The sequence below is a fragment of the Frisingicoccus sp. genome, assembly GCF_048388605.1.
GTDB lineage: Bacteria > Bacillota > Clostridia > Lachnospirales > Lachnospiraceae > Frisingicoccus.
Genome location: NZ_DBGCTU010000042.1, coordinates 24,035 through 44,847 on the forward strand (window position 1 = coordinate 24,035; position 20,813 = coordinate 44,847).

General features: G+C 36.5%; 21 protein-coding genes. 7 read left to right on the forward strand and 14 right to left on the reverse strand.

Annotated elements, in window-relative coordinates; translation table 11 throughout:
* Positions 1 to 10 precede the first annotated feature (10 nt).
* The 7 genes from ACMN7X_RS11420 (at position 11) to istB (ending at position 7,162) form a co-directional block, all read left to right on the forward strand.
* A complete protein-coding gene (locus tag ACMN7X_RS11420) occupies positions 11 to 1,270 on the forward strand; it encodes a lipopolysaccharide biosynthesis protein (RefSeq protein WP_418747591.1) in 1,260 nt (419 codons plus the stop codon).
* Between the two features lie 25 nt (positions 1,271 to 1,295).
* Positions 1,296 to 2,729, forward strand: a complete 1,434-nt coding sequence (locus ACMN7X_RS11425) for a hypothetical protein (RefSeq protein WP_418747592.1) — start codon at positions 1,296 to 1,298, stop codon at positions 2,727 to 2,729.
* A 453-nt stretch (positions 2,730 to 3,182) separates the two neighbouring features.
* Complete coding sequence (gene tnpA / locus ACMN7X_RS11430; RefSeq protein WP_418747593.1) at positions 3,183 to 3,551, forward strand: IS66 family insertion sequence element accessory protein TnpA; 369 nt, start codon at positions 3,183 to 3,185, stop codon at positions 3,549 to 3,551.
* The gene (gene tnpB, locus ACMN7X_RS11435) at positions 3,541 to 3,900 is read left to right on the forward strand and encodes an IS66 family insertion sequence element accessory protein TnpB (protein ID WP_418747594.1); all 360 of its coding nucleotides are present in this window, start codon (positions 3,541 to 3,543) and stop codon (positions 3,898 to 3,900) included. Before tnpA ends, tnpB begins: the two co-directional genes overlap by 11 nt.
* A 278-nt stretch (positions 3,901 to 4,178) precedes the next feature.
* A complete protein-coding gene (gene tnpC, locus ACMN7X_RS11440; RefSeq protein ID WP_418747595.1) occupies positions 4,179 to 5,789 on the forward strand; it encodes an IS66 family transposase in 1,611 nt (536 codons plus the stop codon).
* A gap of 90 nt (positions 5,790 to 5,879) precedes the next feature.
* The gene (locus tag ACMN7X_RS11445; RefSeq protein WP_418747596.1) at positions 5,880 to 6,344 is read left to right on the forward strand and encodes a hypothetical protein; all 465 of its coding nucleotides are present in this window, start codon (positions 5,880 to 5,882) and stop codon (positions 6,342 to 6,344) included.
* Complete coding sequence (gene istB / locus ACMN7X_RS11450; RefSeq protein ID WP_418747597.1) at positions 6,341 to 7,162, forward strand: IS21-like element helper ATPase IstB; 822 nt, start codon at positions 6,341 to 6,343, stop codon at positions 7,160 to 7,162. Before ACMN7X_RS11445 ends, istB begins: the two co-directional genes overlap by 4 nt.
* 132 nt (positions 7,163 to 7,294) lie before the next feature.
* Here the strand turns inward: istB and ACMN7X_RS11455 are convergent, their stop codons facing one another.
* The 14 genes from ACMN7X_RS11455 to ACMN7X_RS11520 all read right to left on the reverse strand — a co-directional run bounded on the left by ACMN7X_RS11455 (position 7,295) and on the right by ACMN7X_RS11520 (position 20,805).
* Positions 7,295 to 7,441 (reverse strand): cupin domain-containing protein, encoded by a 147-nt coding sequence (locus ACMN7X_RS11455; protein ID WP_418747598.1) that lies wholly within the window; start codon positions 7,439 to 7,441, stop codon positions 7,295 to 7,297.
* Positions 7,387 to 7,608 carry a hypothetical protein gene (locus ACMN7X_RS11460; protein WP_418747685.1) on the reverse strand — a complete coding sequence of 74 codons (222 nt, stop codon included), beginning with the start codon at positions 7,606 to 7,608 and terminating at the stop codon, positions 7,387 to 7,389. The genes ACMN7X_RS11455 and ACMN7X_RS11460 overlap by 55 nt, the downstream gene beginning before the upstream one ends.
* Before the next feature lie 32 nt (positions 7,609 to 7,640).
* On the reverse strand, positions 7,641 to 8,492 hold the full coding sequence (locus tag ACMN7X_RS11465) for a DUF2806 domain-containing protein (protein WP_418747599.1): 852 nt from the start codon (positions 8,490 to 8,492) through the stop codon (positions 7,641 to 7,643).
* A gap of 635 nt (positions 8,493 to 9,127) precedes the next feature.
* Complete coding sequence (locus ACMN7X_RS11470; RefSeq protein ID WP_418747600.1) at positions 9,128 to 9,847, reverse strand: hypothetical protein; 720 nt, start codon at positions 9,845 to 9,847, stop codon at positions 9,128 to 9,130.
* 104 nt (positions 9,848 to 9,951) lie between these two features.
* Positions 9,952 to 10,974, reverse strand: coding sequence for a hypothetical protein (locus ACMN7X_RS11475; RefSeq protein ID WP_418747601.1), 1,023 nt, complete (start codon positions 10,972 to 10,974; stop codon positions 9,952 to 9,954).
* Between the two features lie 18 nt (positions 10,975 to 10,992).
* A complete protein-coding gene (locus ACMN7X_RS11480; RefSeq protein WP_418747602.1) occupies positions 10,993 to 11,907 on the reverse strand; it encodes a hypothetical protein in 915 nt (304 codons plus the stop codon).
* A 282-nt stretch (positions 11,908 to 12,189) separates the two neighbouring features.
* Entirely contained in the window at positions 12,190 to 12,549 is a 360-nt protein-coding gene (locus tag ACMN7X_RS11485; protein WP_418747603.1) for a transposase, read from the reverse strand.
* A gap of 137 nt (positions 12,550 to 12,686) precedes the next feature.
* A complete protein-coding gene (locus ACMN7X_RS11490; RefSeq protein ID WP_418747604.1) occupies positions 12,687 to 13,556 on the reverse strand; it encodes a hypothetical protein in 870 nt (289 codons plus the stop codon).
* A gap of 845 nt (positions 13,557 to 14,401) precedes the next feature.
* The gene (locus tag ACMN7X_RS11495) at positions 14,402 to 15,898 is read right to left on the reverse strand and encodes a polysaccharide biosynthesis C-terminal domain-containing protein (protein WP_418747605.1); all 1,497 of its coding nucleotides are present in this window, start codon (positions 15,896 to 15,898) and stop codon (positions 14,402 to 14,404) included.
* A 35-nt stretch (positions 15,899 to 15,933) separates the two neighbouring features.
* Positions 15,934 to 16,899, reverse strand: coding sequence for a hypothetical protein (locus ACMN7X_RS11500; RefSeq protein WP_418747606.1), 966 nt, complete (start codon positions 16,897 to 16,899; stop codon positions 15,934 to 15,936).
* Positions 16,900 to 16,913: 14 nt separating this feature from the next.
* The gene (locus ACMN7X_RS11505; protein WP_418747607.1) at positions 16,914 to 18,158 is read right to left on the reverse strand and encodes a hypothetical protein; all 1,245 of its coding nucleotides are present in this window, start codon (positions 18,156 to 18,158) and stop codon (positions 16,914 to 16,916) included.
* Positions 18,159 to 18,261: 103 nt separating this feature from the next.
* Complete coding sequence (locus ACMN7X_RS11510; RefSeq protein ID WP_418747608.1) at positions 18,262 to 18,840, reverse strand: acyltransferase; 579 nt, start codon at positions 18,838 to 18,840, stop codon at positions 18,262 to 18,264.
* An 11-nt stretch (positions 18,841 to 18,851) separates the two neighbouring features.
* The gene (locus ACMN7X_RS11515) at positions 18,852 to 19,691 is read right to left on the reverse strand and encodes a glycosyltransferase family 2 protein (protein WP_418747609.1); all 840 of its coding nucleotides are present in this window, start codon (positions 19,689 to 19,691) and stop codon (positions 18,852 to 18,854) included.
* Positions 19,684 to 20,805, reverse strand: coding sequence for a glycosyltransferase family 4 protein (locus ACMN7X_RS11520; RefSeq protein ID WP_418747610.1), 1,122 nt, complete (start codon positions 20,803 to 20,805; stop codon positions 19,684 to 19,686). The genes ACMN7X_RS11515 and ACMN7X_RS11520 overlap by 8 nt, the downstream gene beginning before the upstream one ends.
* Between the last annotated feature and the right edge of the window lie 8 nt (positions 20,806 to 20,813).

Consider the following 20,813-nt stretch of genomic DNA (forward strand, 5'->3'; position numbering starts at 1 on the left):
GAGAAGACGAGTGAGTGATAAGCAAAATCAAATAGATAATATTCAAAGAAAAGCTTTTTTATGGAATACTTGTGGCGGCATGCTAAACGCCTTTCAATCGGTCATAATTTTAATGGTTTTAACGCGGACATTAGGATTGTATGATGCAGGTGTTTTTACAATTGCATATGCCAGCGCAAATTTGTTTTTAACAATTGGTAAATATGGGATTCGGCCTTTTCAGGCAACGGATATAAATGAACAGTATAATTTCAGGGAATATCGGTGGGCCAGATACATTTCCGCTTTGGCAATGTTTTTGGTAACGATTGGCTATATTGTTTATGTTGTAAGTGTCCAGGAATATTCTTTTGATAAAGCTGCTGTTATCTTTTTTATGTGCATTTTAAAATTAATCGATGCGGTAGAAGATGTATATATTGGCCGGTATCAACAAAAGGGACGGCTAGACATTGGCGCCAAAGTAATGACTATTCGCATAAGCATTACTATTTTGGTTTTTATCGCAGGACTGTTTGTTGTCAGAAATTTATTAACAACATTAATTTTGACAGTTGTTATCAGTATATTGTCATGTGTTGCAATGATTATGAGGACATATGGAGAATTTCGAGGAGAGAACAGTGAGATAAAGCCAATTAATATTAGGAATTTATTGTGGGAATGTTTTCCGTTGTGCATAAGTAATTTTTTGTCGTTTTACATAGGAAATGCGCCTAAATATGCCATTGATGCCCAATTGGGAGAGGAAGTTCAGGCCTGTTATGGATTTATTTCTATGCCGGTATTTGTAATTGGCCTGTTAAGTACATTTATTTTTCAGCCAATATTGACGAAAATGGCAATGGAATGGAGCGACAGAAAAGTCCGGCAGTTTGTCAAGCGAGTATTTCAGCAGTGTGGATATATTGTTGTGATTACAGTTGCGGCGCTTGTTGGCGGTTATCTTTTAGGAATTCCGGTGTTATCAATTTTATATAATACAGATTTATCGAATTACAAAGCAAATATGTTGGTATTATTAGCGGGAGGCGGAGTCTTAGCATTGGCTTCGTTCATGGTGATTGTTTTAACAATAATGAGAGATCAAAAAAGTATTATTTTAGGTTATGGTGTAGCGGCTATTTTAGCAGCTGTCTTGTCACCAATATCTGTTCAACGATTTGCCATAGATGGAGCTTGCTACTTATATTTGGCTTTGATGCTAATAACAACGTTAATATTTACATTGATAGTTATTTTGAAAATTCACCAAGCTGCGAAAAAATGATAAGAGAGTCAATGATGGGAGAATAATGGATAAAATTATAAAAGTAATAGATTTTTTTGTAATCAAATTTTGGATAGTTTTTTGTATAATTATTTTTTGTGGCGCATTGGTTGTAAAAGCTAAATATCATATGGCAGATTATCCATATTTCACATGGAATTCAGTTATGGATATAATATTATTGGTTTTTATAGTAATGTGTTATTATTTTTTGCACAAACATGCTCAAAAGATTGAAAATCACATGAATTACTTCGTGTTATGGATTGTTTTTGGAATCATAGGGATATTATATGTTTTGTTGGTTCCTTTAAAGCCGTTTTCTGATATGGCTTATGTGACTGAAGGAGCTATGTTTTTTTCACGAGGGGATATTGATGGGATCTTAGCTTCGGAGTATCTTCAAATGACCATAAAAAATATAAAAGTTTCTATGTTTTATGGTGTTTTAGGAGTATTTTTACCTAAAAATATACTATCCTTTAGAGTGATTAATGTTATTCTCTATTTATCAACTGCCCATTTACTGAGTAAGATTGGTAAGAATTTTGATTATAAATATCCTAAAATTATTTTTATTTTGGTAGCGACGTATTTGCCGCTGTTTATGTATTGTAATCATGTATATTTCGATTTGCCCGTTCTATTTTTGTGTACAGCAGCAGTTTATTTTTATACAAAAGAAAAAAATTGGAAAAATATGATCATAATGTCTGTTGCCTTGGGAATTGCTTGTAGTTTGCGTGTGTTGGCGTTTTTATTTGTGGCAGCAATTGTAATAGATTATATTTTTCGCTTTAAAAAAGAATTATTTTTGGCGCATTGCAAAAAAATGTTAATATTATGTGTATTTGTTATCATTGCTTGGGCTATTCCCAAAGGCTGTGATGAGATAGTAGATAATCATTTTCGGCTTGAGGAGTCAACCGATGGGTCAATATGGTCGCTTTTTTGGATGGGAATTAATGAAGAGGAATTTGGCTTTATGCATAACGAAATTGCAGATGGGCCAAAGTATTTTTCTGATTTTTATAATCTTTTGATTAGCCGAAATATAGAACAGAATGTAAAACTCTTTGGAAGAAAAATATTTTGGGAATGGTCTCAGGGAACATATCAGGCACAAAGATATGGTTTTGGACCGGATGCAACTATTGTTACAGACAAATTTGAGTATGAAACACCAGTTACTCGTTATTTAATGTATGATGAACAACGGGGAAGACAGTTTATAAATTCATTTTGTCGGGCACAGTATTTGGCGTTATTTTTCTTTATGATTTTAGGTATGAGGAACATGGATGGCAAAGGCAGAGAGAGATATCGTATGCTTATCTATCTAATGTTCGGTACATTTTTAGTTTTGATTTTTTATGAATTAAAATCGAGATATGTGATGCATTGTATGATTCCGATGGTTATATTGGCAGTGCGAGGGCTGGAAAGGAGAAAGACCTAATAAACAATAATAGCTTGCAGCAACTAAAATTATTGGATCGATGATATTTAGGTATTAGTGTTGGTATTAGATGAAAATATTACTTTCCAATTGCGGCAATAATAATAATAATAAATAGAGAGATGCATAAATTACCCTCTTAAATATACTGTTGATATATTCTATGTTCTTTAAGAGGAGTATATTCTTAGTAAAAGATATAAATCAATATTAGTATTGGAGCAAGATAAAAAATAAGCTTGTTTTCGTATTGGGAAAAGAGTATAGTTACTCTTATAGAAACAGTAAATATGGAGGAAACGTCAATGAAAAGGAGAATCATTTCTTTATTATGCGCGGTGGCTATGAGTATGACTTTAAGTATACGGTAAATCATAGGTACCGTGCCAGTTTTTCTAGTTTCTGAGATAATCAACTCTGAAAAAACTAAGTTTTTTAGAGGAGGATTATCTCATGGATAAATCAACACATCAGATCCGCTGTGAACAGTGGACGACTATCATCAACAACTGCTTAGCCAGTGGCATGACCAGAAAAGCATGGTGCAAAGAAAACCGCATTTCAGAAAAATCGTTTTATTACTGGCAGCGGATACTCCGCAACGAAGCTTACATTGAGCAGAAACAGATGAAACCTGCTATTCAGGCATCCGAACCGTCAGTCGCGTTTGTCGAACTCAAACCAACTGTCACTGCTTCAGGAATTAGCGACAGCTTCCGTCCAGACGTAATCATCAGGAAGCAGGATATATCGCTGGAGATATCTAATTCAGCATCTCCCGAATTATTGAAGCAGCTTGGAGGTTTCTTCCATGCTCAATGATGCAGCAGGTTTCAAACGAATCTTTATCGCAACGGGGTACTCGGATTTACGCAAAGGTATTGATGGTCTTGCAAACATCATCAAATTTCAGTTTGATCTGGATCCTTTTCAAAAGAACATCTTGTTTCTGTTCTGTGGCCGAAGAACAGATCGCATAAAAGGTCTGGTTTGGGAAGGAGATGGTTTCTTGCTCCTCTATAAGCGCCTGAACATCGGCAGTTTCAGCTGGCCACGGACAACGTCTGAGGCTCTTGCGATCACTCCGGAACAATACGGGATGCTGATGCAGGGACTTGAGATCATCGCCAAAAATCCTATCAGGGAAACGTCCCCGACAGAGCTTTGTTGACCATTGTGCAGAACAGAGAAAATAAAAAAGTGATTCTTCTGGCAGCTGGCCGGGAGGCGGAGACTTGTCCACATCCTATGCCCTTATCCAAAAACTTTTCAGGATAAATTTTTCTTGGAACAGGATATTGTGGATAATCTCACGGGAAACTCTGAAAAAACTGAGTTTTTTTCGAGTTTTCACCTAAAAATTCATTGGTAAAAATGCCGAGTCCTGACATTTCACTGATTGGCTTTTTTTCAACAGATGCTGTATAATCAAGACAGTAATCACAGGAGGTGGTCAGCTTGGCAAAATATACAGAAGAACAACTGAATACATGCAGCAAAGAGATGCTGATCACAATACTTCTTTCCATGCAGGATCAGATGGCGCAGCTGAACCAGAACTTCGAAAAGCTCTTAGAGCAGCTTGCGGATGCGAAGAACCACCGTTATGGGCGTTCATCCGAAAAGCTTTCCGTCATAGACGGGCAGCTGACCCTGGACATGATCTTTAACGAAGCGGAAGCTCTCACTGAAACTCTGTACGTTGTCGAGCCCACGGAAGAACAGGTCCTTCCGAAAAAGAAGGCTAAACGATCCGGAAAACGCGACGCTGATCTGAAGGGGCTCCCAGAAGAACTCATCACCCATACGATCTCAGAAGAGAAGCTTACAGGGATCTTTGGTCCGAATGGCTGGAAGCAGCTGCCGGATGAGATATACAAACGAGTAAGAGTGCAGCCCGCTGTCTATACTGTGGAAGTCCATCATGTGGCAGTTTATGCCGGTAAGGATAATCAGACGATCGTAAAAGCTGACCGGCCCAAAAGTCTGTTACGCAACAGTATTGTAACGTCATCACTCGGTGCCAGCATTATGAATGCAAAATACACCAACGGGCTCCCGCTCTACCGGATCAGTCAGGAATTCCAGCGAAACGATATCCATATATCACGCCAGGTAATGGCGAACTGGATGATCCAGCTGGCCGACAGATATCTGGGCATCGTATACGACAGGCTCCATGAGCAGCTTCTGAAGTATCATGTACTCCAGGCCGATGAGACTCCTGTAAAAGTTTCAAAGGATGGGCGTCCGGCAAACAGCAACAGTTACATGTGGGTGTACAGGACCGGCAAATATTACAAAAACACACCTATCATCCTGTATGATTATCAGAAGACCCGCAGCCATGAGCATCCGGAGAAGTTTCTGAAAGGCTTCGAAGGCCTCGTGGTAACAGATGCCCATTCCGCATACGGGAAACTGGATCGCGAACACAAAGAGCTTTCCTTCTCAGCCTGCTGGTCGCACGCCCGGCGGCGATATGCGGAAGCACTCAAAGCTATGCCGAAAGATCAGAAAGGCCAGGCTTCGGAGACCATCGCACATCAGGCATTGACCAGGATCGCAGCGATCTATCATCTGGATAATGAATTATCCGATCTGAAACCGGATGAACGGAAGGAGCGAAGACAGCTTACCATAAAACCTCTGGTAGAGGCTTATTTCGCGTGGATCAAAGAGGTCAGGCAGAGAGGGACTCTGCTTTCCGGCAAGACATTGGCTGGTATCGACTACAGTCTGAACCACGAAAAGGCATTACGGATGTTTTTAGAGGACGGGGAAGTGCCTTTGGATAACAATGCTACCGAAGGTGCACTCCGTAGTTTCTGCCTTCATAAACATGCGTGGAAACTCATCGATACCATCGATGGAGCAAGATCCAGCGCGATCATCTACAGCATCACAGAAACTGCAAAGGCGAATCGCCTGAACCCGTTCCGTTATCTGGAATTCCTTCTGGAAGAACTGAAGGAGCATCAGGATGATACGGACCGGTCGTTCATAGATGAACTTCTGCCGTGGTCTGCAAAGCTGCCGGAAATATGCCGGGTAAAATAAATATGGTTATTTGGTCGCCAGCAATGGCGGCCTATAAAATCAACGGTACCCATGATTTACCGTATACCGGAAAACCACAATAAGAGGGTTATGGTTGGCATCCGCGCCCATTACATTGATATTCTGGAGCCGAATGGCGAACTCCTTGTACGCCATATGCGTCAGTACGGTGATACGCGGACAGACCTCAGTGATTACAGCACATCCCTCGAAATGCTCTCAAGAAATATCGGTGCCTGGGAGAACAGCGGTTTCCGCAAGGATGCGCCGGAATTGATCCGGGAGTATATTGACAATCAACCCCGTGCAGGCCGCAAGTCCTGTGTCCGCATGCTCAGCAATCTGACGAAACAGTACGGTTATCAGGCAGCTGTAGACGCATTGGAACTGGCTGTCAAGAGTAACAGTGTGAATAAATCCGATACAGCAATCCTCGCAGCCCGTATAACCGGCTATGGCATCGATACACCGCCAGAGCCAGGGCCGTCACTTGAGATTTATGACAGGACATTCCTTCCGGTCAAGGATGACGGAAAGGAGGCCGTTGCATCATGATTCCGGCATCTACACGCGCAGAACTCGAAGACAGCATCCTTACCTGTTGTAAGTCCTTGTTCCTGACTTCGGCGATTCCGGACTTAATCAAACAGGGCGGCACGCCGAAGCAGATCGAGTACCTTGCCGCCGCGCTCCGGCAGGAAATCACCCGCCGGGAAGAGAATAAACGGGACCGTCTGGTCAAACGAGCACGTTTTCCTACCTATAAGACCTTCGAAGGCTATGAATACCGCTGCGTTAAACTGCCGCCAGCTTTGTCCAGGGAAGAACTGGAGGGTGTCTGTTTCATAGAAGAGAAAAATAATCTTGTTCTCTACGGTCCTGTAGGTATCGGTAAGACTCATATGGCGATTGCGGCCGGAGTCAGTGCCTGCATGAAAGGCTATAAGGTACGATTTTATACGGTAACCGAGCTTGTGCTCAAACTTGCTGAGGCCCGGAAAAACGGCACTTTGGAGCGGCTGCGCAGCGAACTGAACAGTCTGGATCTACTAATCCTCGATGAATGGGGCTATGTTCCGGTTGACCGGGACGGCTCACAGCTTCTGTTCCGAGTGATATCCGACAGCTATGAAAGCAAAAGCCTTTTGCTGACGACCAACTTGGAGTTTTCCAAGTGGGGAAGTATTTTTACAGATGACCAGATGGCCGCAGCGATGATCGACCGTCTTGTGCACCATGGGCATCTAATCCTCTTTGAAGGCCATAGCTACCGAATGGAACATGCACTCATGAAGCAAACGGCACGTCAACCCGGAGCGGGAGCGGTGTCAAGGGGCAGTACGCCGGATGCGAAGCATCCGGGCAACCCTTAATACAAGCGACACGGATCACCCTGTTTAGCGAAAGCAGAAGAGACTGCTTTCCTGCCTTCTCAACAAGGGGCGGGACTGGGCAGAGCCCGGAAATATGCACTATAATGTCTCTTTCGGAAAATGGGGAATTTCCTATCCGAAAGTGGGGAATTTTTCTTCCGATTTTGAGGAATTTCTATTGACAAAACACATCTTACAATCGATGAACACACAGTCACCTTTTCTCAAGTCATATACCTCTCCATCATAAGTGAGTCGTCCTTCGCCATCAACAACCATAAAAAAGGAAAAGAACTTAAGCCGCTTCTTTCACTTTTATGGGGATACGTCGCCTGCAGTGTACCCGTTTCCTGCAAATGGATAAGAGCGAAACAGGCAAAAGATGACGGCGTATAAATAATACGAGGAGAGCCGATAAATGAATTTGCAAATAAACCCTGCGCCATATCACCTCGCCCTCCTTTCAAATTATTCTGACTCACTGACTTTCTGCTACCAAAATGCTTCTTTTTTTCTTACTCTCCTCCCAAAACGGCAAACAATATGCTTCCCAATATCCTTCTATCCTATCTACATCTATTGATTGACACAATGCCTGTCCTGATTTTGTAAAAATCACATTACCTACACTTATTTGATTCTCTTCGGAAAGCTCATATACTTTATCATAGTAAATAACCTTTGCCGGAAATTCTTCAGCCGTAAGTGCGTATCCCGAGGAAATAGCACTTAAATTCATCTCAATCAGCCCTAGGGAGTTCAGACTTACAAGCTTGTCAAAAGTAAGCCCTATTAATGATTTGTATTCATCAAATTTTGAACCAATTATAACAGGGGAATACTCCCCCTCTAATTGTACTGATATCCTACACAAAGCAGTAAAAGCCTCTGCATCCTCTTTATCCATTTTTTCCAAAGTATATAGTAAAGCAAAAGGGATACTTCCAGGTTTATTACATTCTTTTGCTAAAATCCTCCCCCAAATCCACTGAAATTCTTTCGAGGCCACAAACTTAGCTTTATCCATAAACTTTCCCAACCAATCATCTTCAACTTTTTCTGGTTCTGATGTATTCTGCAAGGATTGAATAGCGATTTTTACAATATCATTTTGATTACAGTATCCTTTGATAATCTGCTTGGCGTTACTGATTAATGCTGCTTTTATTACTGGATCATAATCTTTTTCCTGTATCTCTTTAATATATGTATTAATCGCTAATTTCTTGAGAGTATCTTTATTAGCAATCCATCCAACACCATCCGCAAGTTTATTCGTTAAGTTAACTATTACATCTCCTAATCCGTCAAAATTTACCAATGAATCCATTCAAACACCTCTATATCTTTTGTTGGCAACAATACAGTTTGCAATTTATCTTTAAAAGAATTGTATATACAACAGGCAATCCTATAAATCACCTACTATATAAAATAATCTGTGTAAATATTTTCATCACTTGAACTTCTCTGCAGATAACTAATCTGCACCAAGTGGTTTTTTCATTCCACTGGCTAGGCATTCGTTGATAATACGAGTCCATCGCTCACAACGGACCTTGTGAGTAACTTTATCCATAGGATAATCCCTCCTAAAAAAACTTAGATTTTTTTGAGTGATTATCTCACAAAACAACAATCAGCACGGTACTCGCTATTTACCATATACGTTTCTTTTGTCTTGCCATAATAAAAGGCTCTCCTATGAATTATATTTTATCATGGAAGAACCTTTCAGTTACATATTTACAGAAATAATTTCACACCGCCTCATAGTCCCACAAGCATTACAAAAATGCTTGACCACAACACAGGACAATAAAGATTATAATTTGAAATACTTGTTTTTTCTTTCCCATTTATCTATAATCTCCTTTGTGTAGCAATCCAGTGCATTACGATGGCAGGAAAAAAATCAATGCAGATGGCAATCTTGCTCCGTTTTATACAGAAGCACCTGTGAGTTTAAAATAATTCTTTTATATAATTCAATATATCAAGATTTTTCCTTTGAACATCCTTATTCCGTTCCAATTCAGCAATACTCTTCCAATGATACAAGCGACCATCAAATTCAAAAGAATCTTTTTCCATATCTTCCGGAAAATTGCTAATTGTAGCCAAATAAAACTTATGGCTATACACTTTCCTTTCTTTCGCAGTCTCCGAATACTTCTCATGTATTTTCTGTGCTATAAAAGAAAGTTTAATATCATCTACCTCAATTTTTAGTTCACTAGAAATATGATTTATAATAAATGCTTCATTATTGGGATTATCTTTATAATTTACAAAAAAATTGCAATTCCATCGATTGTCTTCATATACCAAAAATCTGTTAGAGAATCTATTAAATGTGTCTTTTATCACAACAATGGAATGGCCATGTACAATTTCATTCAATTTATTAATATCCTTCAACAAATCCGTAAAATTGTAATTATTTTTCGAACTCTTCACAATATCAAAAATACTCTTAGCAGAAAATCCTATTCCTAGTAACACAAAAACAGTTTTAAATACAGTTCCTGATATTCCTAGAAAATCACTATATGAGGCAAGTAACACAGAAATAAGAAAGGAAAATGCAGAAAGAACGCTATCCCACGCGACTTTTCTTCCAATAAACTGCTTCTTTTGTTCTAAGAGAAGGTTCAGCTTAATATCGTCAATCAATATTTTCACTTATTCCCCTCCTCGTTTTCGTTTCTTGTATTATACTATATTTTAATCAATTTGTGAACTCTATTTAACTTCCAAAGAACCTATTTACCGCATACGAATAATATTTACATTCTATATAATACATTTATTATGTAAGGTATGATTCCAGCTACTGATAGAACGCCAGTAACTAAAATAAATACATCTGCTGCCACTTGCCTTTTCCATTTTATTCCTCTTTTATACGTCAATTTAAATAAACTATCCCAAAACCATTTTCCTCTTCTACCTGTAGAAATATTAGTTACCACAATAATATAAATATTGGAACAAATTATGCGGAACAATAACAACGCAAGGAATAACATTCCTACCACTTGAAACAACGCATAATTCGTACATTGAAAATTTAAAAAATCCACACCTATTCCTTCACTATCAATACTCTGATTAAAACTATCTAAATCTATTTTTGATGTATATATTGGGTTATTGATAACTCCAATCAATAGCAGAATACACAAAATTGAAAACATGTTAAAATACAGCATTTCTTTTATATTTTTACCATATATTACCTGCGTTTTTTTACTATTGTAATATACCAAATAGGTAGTAACTTCTATCACTATTGAGGCAATGGCTAATCCCAACTGCACTTGAAAGCGACAATCTAAATATATATCCGTAAGAACAAATAGCCCTATTATAAAGAGCCAAAGTAATTTATTCTCCGAACTAGCAGGGACGGCTGAACTTGTATTCTTATTATCTTCAATTACAATTGTTTTAGGACTATCCTTTGTAACATTTTCATATTGCTTTGCATCCACTTTCCCATTATCTGTTGCAATGTTTATTTGCTTACCACTAAAAATAAAAATATCTCCTTGTTTTTTTCTCGTATTTTCATTCTTAAAATAAGTTATTCCATCTAAAGTAAGATATACTTTAATTGTTTGCCCTAAAATTTTACTTTTCTTAGATATACATTTCTTACTTTTTAATTCGTCAAAAATGTCTTCTATTTCTACTTCTAAATTTGGGATTTCAGGAAAACAGGTAATATCTAACTCAAATACCTTTTTTCCTGTTTCATCTTTGTATTGTAAACATTTTCTCAAAAACAGTTCACTGTCTTTTCTCATAAAGTACCTCTACTATTTTTACAATTTACTTATATACTGAATGATAAAATCCTGAAATTTCTGCAAATTAGCAGCTAATCCCGGGATACCATTCGCGATAGTAATCATAGGAGCAATAATTTTGATACAGTTCTGTAAGCGACTTTTCTTCGGCTCTATCTTAGTTAATTCATCTTTTACTTGCTCCAGCACATCTTGAATTTCATCGGCATCCTCTTTCTTTAAACCTGATAAATTATCTTCTATTCCTTGTATAATAGTGTCAAGTTCACTTCCGCCCAGCCCACTATTTTGTGTAGCATATATTGTTGCATTATCTTTTGCAATATTAATTTGTCCACCACTTATATTCACCGTCATATTTCTTTTATCCATCGCCCTTAGTTGCCTTTCTATTTGTTTATTATATTCTTCTTGTATATCTATTGGCATTAATTCAATATATCGTTCTATATCTATATGCAAAAAATTTTCTAATACTTGAGGTTTTGTTCTATATATTGAATATATTTCTTCTACAGATAGAAAATCCCAGTCCTGAAACATGAAATCTAAATAATTATCTACATTATTCAGATAATCATACATATTTATCCCTTGTTTATCGATGCACAAATTTCTCGGTATTTCATCCAACGGAACATCATCCGCTACATCAATCCACCACAGAATTGTATGATATAATGTCAACTCGTAAAAAGATGTCAACGCATCTCTATCATAGTTATCTACAGTCATATTATGAAGTACCTTTACCGCCCTCACGCACTTTTCAAAATTTGTATCTATTATATATTTAGGAAAAATATCGCTTAAAATTTCCTCATAACTCAAATCTTCACAACACGTTTCCAACAATTCAAACATATACCATATATTTTTATTAATTGCACTTTTAGCTTCCTTTACAATATCTAAATATATAGGTATCACATAATCCCACCTTTATCGTATTCTTTGCAGGGCTGCTCCTTTAAATATTTTAATATAATATCGAATTACCTTTACCCGCCAGGATAACAATCCACTCCTGTAATAATACCATGCTAAGTATCTATTGTCATTTCGTGAAGATATCTAAGCACTTTTTTACATTTTGATGGATATAACCACAATCAGAATCTGTCCTGCTCTTTATAGCCAGGCAGGGCGGACAGTTCTGAATCAAGTTCTTCCATACATTGCATCGTGGATCGTTCCACAGCTTCTGTTGATTCATAACGGCGATTCCATGATACATTCGATTCTTCTTCTGCTTTGACTGAATGGAGAATAATCTAGCACCCACTGCATGAGATCAATATCACAAAACCATCGATACGCAAGATTAAGCGATATTTCCTCTTCCAATCGTCGTTCGGATTTTATCCCATAAAGATAGCCTATTAATAACATTTTTATCAGGATAACAGAATCAACGGACTTTCTGCCGACATTCGAATAATACGGAGCAGCTACTTCATATATAAAATCAAAATTTACACGGTTTTTAATCTGGCTCAAAAGATGATTTTCCGTAATCATAGAATCTAAGTCCAAAATAACCATTTGAATCTGTGTAGTCTGTTTTCCCATTATAAAAAAACGCCTCCTATATGTATTATAATAATTATACTATACAAGAGGTGGAATATCGTTAACTTGTCAACAGATCCAAACTTTCACATGCTCGATTTTAACAGTTCCATTTCGGATCCTTTCCTCTTGGCCGTTTAATAACGACTCCTCAATCGTTTTATTTCCCTTTTTACCTTACTAAATCCCTGTTTCATATATCCTTTGACCGTCTTCATAACGCCAACCTGCCTAACAGAGAACCCGAACGGTGATAGTTTCTTACCTATACATCTGTTCGAGATATCAGCCAATTTTTCTTGCGGAAGTGAAATAAACTCCGTCAGACAGCACTTCGGCATTACAACTCCATGATGCCTACTGTTAAACATAATGGGGTGTATACAATTCACACCATTGATATGGTTGAATGAATATCTATCTTGATCAAAAAAATACGGTACAACATAATAGACAGGAACTGTTGACTTTTCCAGCCATGGTCTCAAATCATAATACTTTGATCTTTCTTCGACATCATTATTTTTCTGTAAAAATGGATTCACTGAATAGGCCCATTTATTCCTCAGTTCGAACTGCGCTGAAAAAACAATAGCATACTCTGCATCCAATATGTATGAAAGAATTGTTGCCAAATATCCACCAGATGAAGACCCGACTGTAATAATCGGTAATCCTCTGGCCAATGTGAGCAATAGCTCCCCCAATTTATCAATAGAATTAATTTCAGCATTAATTCCTGTTACATACCATGATTTGAAAATATCCCTCACATAAATCTCCCTCGAGGCATGTGAGCATTTAATTCTATCCCACTCATAACGATCCTTAGCAATAATAGCATCTCTGAATGCACCCTCTTCATTCGGATACCAGATATTGTTAGAAGAACAATATATTACGCAGTATCCCCCTCTCCCCCTCGAATCAACAGATTTTATCTTATAATTTTTCTGTTGATATGCTGCCTCTGCCAGCTCTTGTTTTTCATTCCATATATCAAACACTAATTATACCCCCTAACAAAATAACAGTATATTATTATCTTCTAAAAGAGAAAAAAGTTTTCTGTTAAACATATATGCCAACCCAACAGAAAGCATTATGATTAAGGTAGTTGCAACGATATTATTTATCAGCATTTGTTTAATTACAGATATTACAGTGGAATATATCAAGTAAATTTCATATGATATTTTACCTATCTTTTCTTACACCAGGCTTCCCAACTCAAATGATATAACGAATGTAGATGTCAAAAAGAAAATAGGCCACTAAAGATCATGTCTGTAATTAATCTTCTTGAAGTAAAAGCCGTAAATGCAAGAACTATCGCAATTGCAACACAATAAATCATATATTCACTTTTTGAATTTAATTTCAGACAATTGCAATTACAAACAGCACCTAGTACCTTCAAACCAAGTCCAACTGATGAATTAAACCAAAATGTTTTTTGTTTTGTCACTACACCGATTATAAAAGGTAAAGGTCAGTAAACTGACAGGGAAAAAACAGACCTTTATCTGTCTTCGTTATTTTTCAAATTACGTAAAACTCAAATAGAATATAACAGTTACCAAGACATAGCACACTGATAAAAGATACCCATATCCAAAAAGCATAAGGAAAACGCCTACACTTATAAAACCTAGCCATGACATACATGAAAACAGGTAGGAACACATCACAAATATTGCGCAAATTACTTTTATATCATTTGTTGACTAACTATTCCACCACCTCCGGTTATTTAAAAATATCATAATCTTGCACACTCCCTTAGCCTTTGAACCATTTTTACCCCCGCCATGGCCAAGTATATGTCTAGATTCTACGGTTTTATATTGTCTTATTTTTTATATTTATTTATCATCTGAATTGTATTATCTCTATAAAAAATAATATTGATTAGCAGAGATATTACTAAACTTATTATTCCGACTTTTATCGCCATGATTATCCAATTAAAATATGACAAAACACCCAAACAAATCCATCTAGTTGCAAAAACAATACAAATTATTGAAAGAAGATCTATTAAAACGTGTTTTATAAAAAGGATAATCTTTCGATTTATAATATTATGCGAAAGATACCAAGCCAAATAAATCGTTCTATACAACATGGCTGCCAGAGTTCCAATTGCCACGCCGACCAATCCATATTTATTAACCATAATAATTGATATGACAATATTAATCATCATCTCTATAATTGAGCTTAACTGTGTTTCTTTATAATGCCCCGCTGCAAGAACCATCATATTATAAGGTAATCTTATACAATAAATACCTTGTGCCAATACAATCATCACACCAAATAACGGAGCTATATAATTGGCATCCTCTATCCCTAATGTGTATACCTGAACAAATGGTACTATTAATATAGCACATATAGTAAACAACAATGTAATTGCAGTATGTATAAGCCATTCAAAATGGTCAAATGTTTGATTCAGCAACTCATTTTCATTTCTTGCAATCATATTTCCAAATAAAGCGGAAATTCCGGCAGTAAAAGAAGAACATAGGGTTCTCATACCATTTACAACCAGATTATATACGCCATATACTGAAACATTTTCTAAGGTAGAAAACATTGTCAATACAATAGTATCTGTATTATTTAACACAACGGATGCCGCATGCTGTGCTAGACCATTCCATTTCTGTTTTATTGGATTACCTGTGTATTGTATTCTCCTATTAATTTGATATTTTCGTTTAACATATGCACCCAATATTATCGGTCTTGCAAGAAAAATTACAGATGTTGACAGTTTGACAATCTGAATAGACATGCCGACCTTTATTAAAACTATACTTGCAATAGTATTAATCACCAATGTTACACTCTGTACGACCATAACAATATAAGTTGACTGATCCGCATTTAATAATAACTGATATACAATTCCGAAGTAATACTGGGAAAACAGGGTAATTGATATAGACAATATTAATGATGATACAAACCAAAATCCGTAATCCGCAGTAACATAAGTAGGGTAGACAAAAAGTAAAACTGAAATATAAACTATGAAGATTAAAGCTATCTTTCTAAAAAAGCTCTGTGCCGCAACAAATATCGCACTAATTTTATCACTATCTTTTTCGGCAAGCGGTCTATATAGTTCCGAAGTAACAACAGCCCCCACACCTAAATCCAAAAAGGTGATAACATTAAGAAATTGATTTATTGACGTTACAAGGCCATTAATACTTGAACCAAATGAACTTAAAATCATCTTTGGGAGAATAAATCCGCAAACCAAGGTAATTATCTGATTCAAAAAAGACGTTATAGAATTAAGCATTAATTTTCGTTGTCTATTTTTATCCACGTCGTTATCTCCTTTAAATGTACATTAAATTCTTACTATTTCCAATAGCAGCCATTTTCAACAATGCCCGCTGCTTTGGGAGTTTCATCATCATCGGGGTATGTCCAACTCTCGTTGTAAAGATCCTTAATATATTGATAATGCTTTTCGGTATCCCATCGTTTCCCTTTAATACCAAATAAAATCTGAGTTACTCCACCCAAATGAACTGCCTGTTTGCCTGCATCCTTTAACATTGAAGCTAGAGGAAAACCATATGCGCCACACCCCAAAATCGCCAGGTCAAAATCCATTGACATTGCTTTTTCATACATGTAATTTAATGCATCAAACCATGTTTCAAATCTATCATCCTTCATTCCCGCTATGGTCTGAACTGCTTTTAAAGTTTTTAGTTCAAAGTCGGGTAGCACATCACAGCCCGGAAAAATTCCCTTTCTTTTGAAGTCATACTGCCTTTTTATTGTGTTTTCAAAGGGATGAATCACAAGAACCTTTTTACCTTCCAATGCTTTCGACCAAGGATTAGTCAGAACACTCCAAGGTTCAATATCAGATAGATATGTTATAACTGATTGACTAGATAAATAGTGTTTTATATAATAATCCTCAAATTGCGTGTACCAGACTCCAAGAACGTCTATATTTCTCATCGACCTTAACATTATATTAGCAAATTGTTCTCCTAACTCGATTTCCTCTGGGAAAAAGCCCGACCACCTGCAAAGTTGCTCTAACGCAGCAGGCTGTTTTAATTTTAGTTCAAATTCGTAGGTGCTCGTAGCAAACAGCTCAGTAGAACCAAATCTTCCTAAAAAAAACGGAACACCGCTTTTAATTTTCTCTTGAATAAAAGGTGAGATTTCTTGAGAATACATGAGTATTTTGCTTCCATATTTTTCCCCATACGGAATAGTATGATTTACATTTGACATTTTATGTTTCTGATATATAGTCTTATTCTTTATTTTAGAAAGCCCCAAATTAATAATGTGCTTCATTTTACTCCTCCAAATCATAATCGTCCTATATATAAATTTGAAATCCACGGATAGCAAAGTATCACTATAGAAGTTATTGCAAACAGATCCGGCTGTGAAAGTCCCATGTTTACCATTAATGCAACCGCAATTATCGTTTCAATTCTTTTTTTTGTAAATCCGGCATTGTTTTTTATGAGATTATAGTATATAAAAACATTAGGTATTATGCCGAACATCAGCAGTGAATTAATTATTCCGGCGCACGTGAAGTCACCTAGTCTAGACACAATTCCGCTGTATCCCATGCCTATAAAAGTATTAAAGAAATCCTTTGTAAGTAATGTTCCATATGATAGTATTGAATCAACTCTATCTGCTCCGGTATACACCGCAAAATCAATTTGATTGCCAGATATAAACTTATTTAAAAATCTGGTGTACACCAAGCTGTCGCTCCTGGCAAAAAAGATAGAATAAATACCAGCAACAGTAACTAAGATTGCTACAATTCTTTTTATATATGCATTTGTTACATCCCTTTTTTCGAACAAAACCAACACAACAAGTAATATAAGTGCGAAATACCCTGTTGTTGATTGCACAGTAATGAGTGTAATAAAAAATACTATCAAATACTTTCTCAGTTCTTTTTGTTCAAACCTCCAGCTGTTTGTTAACAAAAGATACGCTGCCATCACAAGGACAGCTTGATATTCTCCCGCCTCTCCATACATATACGAATTGCGTGTTGGATCCACAAAGTTAAAGGCAAATATAAACAGTCCATAACTACTCATTAACCAGCCATGCCCAGAAGGGATTTCGTATAAACGTGAAAAGACCAACTCAACTGCTGTGTCAGCCCCCACAAAAGAAATAAATATATATTCTATTAGACTAATAATAGCCATGTAATAAATTAACCTAACAATTCTGTACACAAATTTATCTTCATTGATAACAATCGCCAAATACACTAAAATAAATCTACTTAATAACGACAGTGTTGTGCCAACGCTCAACCCACCAAATGATAACACGATTGTCATCAAACATAGCAAACCTAATGCTACGACAAATACAGTATGAGAATTATTTGCCAAAATATAATTCCTCCATAATACTCCAAATATTCCGCATAATACTATTGTTATTAAATAACCTCGGTCGCTACCAATAGCCGCAAACACTCTCCCACCTGCATACTGAAGTATTAAGTATATAAGTATGTACTGTATAAGCCCTGTTTTTGATACCTTAGTTAGTCCCAAATTCATGAAATGGTCCCTCCTCTAATTTTCAACGACACTCACATCTTTCTGTAAGTTGGCTCAACATTATCATTGTTCTATCAGTTTCTCTTTCTTGCGGATATACAGTCTATTCACTAATGCTCTTAATAAATTTAGCTGGATTTCCCGCCCAAACTTGATGTGATGGAACAGACTTTGTCACTACGGAACCTGCTCCAATAATGCTGTAAGTCCCAATAGTTACACCTTTTAATATAATTGTATGTGCTCCGATGAATGCGCCCTTCTCAATTTTCACCGGTGCTGTCTTTGTTCCTTCGTATCCAGCCATTCTTTCATTAAAATTCATGGAATGAAAATCAGTATCATAAATTTTTACATTACCACCAATAAGAACATTATCCTCAATTATAATTTGATTATGAGCAACAAGCGTCGAATTAGATATTCCGACATTTTTGCCAATTATAATTTCCCCCGACTCTTTTACCGCTAGTATTGATATGCCATCCCCGCCGATTGGATTATACTTAATGCCTGACTTGATTCGAGTATTATCTCCCACAGTAATTAAGCCAGAGCCCTGAATAAGTAGCCTCCCTCGGACTACTAAATTTTTACCATAACTGACCTTATGCCGTTTTAATTCAAATTTATTTATAATTAAATAAAACAAAAAAACAATCCTTTTTATTAATCGCTTCATAATCTTTCCTATTACTTTCTAAATATAATTCTTATAAACGGACTAATAGAATGTTCTATCGCAGCTACTATGCCAAAATGTTTATTAACATAGTACCACCATATTTTTGTTGGAAGTCCTTTGGGGGTTTCCTTCAGTTTTAATCGCTCCACAACCCCAAGACTTGAATCTATCCATGTCCCTTCAATACTGTTATTATCACAAATGCCAACATAATCCTTTGATGATTGAATGATGTATCCAGATCTTGAAAATTTAAAACCATAATCATAGTCACCCAAGCAGTGTATATAATGTTCATCAAATGAGCCAATACATATGAATGCTTCAATTGGAATCAGTACACAATTGGCATTAAACGTATCCGCTTGTATTGTTTCTCCAGTACATACTTTTCGGGTACTAAGCGCACCTTTTTTTAGGTATTTTACAGCCCCATAGCTTTGTTTTCCGCTTGAATCACATGTTGCCCCAACAACAACTATTCCCTCATTGCTCTGTTGGATTAAACTCTCAATAGCATTCCGATAAAAATCAACATCATCATTTACTAGCAGAAGATAATCCTTTTCTGCTTTTAAATTACTTTCAAGAATATAATCCAGTGCCTTTTTCATTCCTCTGGAATAATACAGATTACCTTGCGTTTCTATTATATGGATATTGATTCCTTTAGAAAGCATTTTTAGCCTGTCCACAGTATCATCAGAACTATTATCATCCACAACCACAAAGGAAAAATCAATTGCCGGGTTTCCATTTACAAGCGATTCTATACAATTTACCGTTTTATCTGCTCTGTTAAAACATGTCATTGCAACCACTACCGTCTTTTCAAAGCTATTATTCATTTTGTTCCTCCAGCAGTTCTACAAACGCTTTAGCAATTTGATTCCACATATATTTCTCTCTCACCGTTCTTTTTCCTTCCAAAATCAAACTATCTGTCTGCATAGCTTGCTTTATGCTCTCACACCAGTTATCAACATCATAATTTGATAGCAAAAGCCCATTCTTTCCATGTTCTATTATGTCCAATGGCCCTGGAGCTTTATAAGCAATGACTCTACATCCATAATACAAACTTTCCAAAATCGCCATGCCAAAGATTTCAATATTACTGAAATTCAAAAAGCAATCTGCCGTCATATAATATTGAAACATCAATTCATACGGAACCTGTTCAATATAAATGATATGATCTTTACATTTACTATTATCGATTCTTTTCAGCACCTGTGCCTTCAATCTCCCATTGCCAATTAAAATCAGAGTGAAATCCTCACCGCATTCAATAAATCGCTCAATAATTTCTATTGCAAGTAGAGGATTCTTTACTTCTGTAAGTCGGCCTACAAATAAGAGAACCTTACTTTCTAGGTTAATACCCAATTTTTTCCTAACATCTACTATTACACCTATATCTTCCTCCTTCCTCAGAAGTTCTTCATCTAATCCTACCGGAATAACCCCTTTAACAGGAACATCATTTGCCTCCAGTATATTTTTTACCGCATTTGTTTTGGTTACATTTATACTGTTTTTCAGTTCTCTACGATTAAGCCTTGTGATCAATCCCCCAATTATTTTATTGAGGACTCTGCTTGAATCAGTTTTATATAGACCAAAATAACACATATAAGGTATCCTGCGATCATTACACCAGCGAATCACTATATTTGAGGAGAGTTTGTTGTCACAGAAAATAATCATGGCATCACTATCAATTTCCGAAAGCACGCTTTTTTTGATTATTATCTGATGCCCTATGGATTTGCAAGGCAAATATTTAACATTTGAATTCTTACAACTACATAAAAGCCTTTCTATTGAATCAAGGAAATATACTACATCTGCTTCATATCCCAAATTACATAATGCCTTTGATAAGCCGATTTCCTGTACATTGTAAGTCCCCTCTTTTTCTTGAATTGCCAATCCAACCCGTAATATAGTAATTTTCAACTTACATA

What these genes read in the sequence shown, in the direction of transcription:
- ACMN7X_RS11425 (WP_418747592.1), top strand. Translation starts at nt 1,296, where the DNA reads ATGGATAAAATTATAAAAGTAATAGATTTTTTTGTAATCAAATTTTGG.
- tnpA (WP_418747593.1), top strand. Translation starts at nt 3,183, where the DNA reads ATGGATAAATCAACACATCAGATCCGCTGTGAACAGTGGACGACTATC.
- tnpB (WP_418747594.1), top strand. Translation starts at nt 3,541, where the DNA reads ATGCTCAATGATGCAGCAGGTTTCAAACGAATCTTTATCGCAACGGGG.
- ACMN7X_RS11445 (WP_418747596.1), top strand. Translation starts at nt 5,880, where the DNA reads ATGGTTGGCATCCGCGCCCATTACATTGATATTCTGGAGCCGAATGGC.
- istB (WP_418747597.1), top strand. Translation starts at nt 6,341, where the DNA reads ATGATTCCGGCATCTACACGCGCAGAACTCGAAGACAGCATCCTTACC.
- ACMN7X_RS11455 (WP_418747598.1), bottom strand. Translation starts at nt 7,441, where the DNA reads ATGGTTGTTGATGGCGAAGGACGACTCACTTATGATGGAGAGGTATAT.
- ACMN7X_RS11460 (WP_418747685.1), bottom strand. Translation starts at nt 7,608, where the DNA reads ATGGCGCAGGGTTTATTTGCAAATTCATTTATCGGCTCTCCTCGTATT.
- ACMN7X_RS11465 (WP_418747599.1), bottom strand. Translation starts at nt 8,492, where the DNA reads ATGGATTCATTGGTAAATTTTGACGGATTAGGAGATGTAATAGTTAAC.
- ACMN7X_RS11475 (WP_418747601.1), bottom strand. Translation starts at nt 10,974, where the DNA reads ATGAGAAAAGACAGTGAACTGTTTTTGAGAAAATGTTTACAATACAAA.
- ACMN7X_RS11485 (WP_418747603.1), bottom strand. Translation starts at nt 12,549, where the DNA reads ATGGGAAAACAGACTACACAGATTCAAATGGTTATTTTGGACTTAGAT.
- ACMN7X_RS11500 (WP_418747606.1), bottom strand. Translation starts at nt 16,899, where the DNA reads ATGAAGCACATTATTAATTTGGGGCTTTCTAAAATAAAGAATAAGACT.
- ACMN7X_RS11505 (WP_418747607.1), bottom strand. Translation starts at nt 18,158, where the DNA reads ATGAATTTGGGACTAACTAAGGTATCAAAAACAGGGCTTATACAGTAC.
- ACMN7X_RS11510 (WP_418747608.1), bottom strand. Translation starts at nt 18,840, where the DNA reads ATGAAGCGATTAATAAAAAGGATTGTTTTTTTGTTTTATTTAATTATA.
- ACMN7X_RS11515 (WP_418747609.1), bottom strand. Translation starts at nt 19,691, where the DNA reads ATGAATAATAGCTTTGAAAAGACGGTAGTGGTTGCAATGACATGTTTT.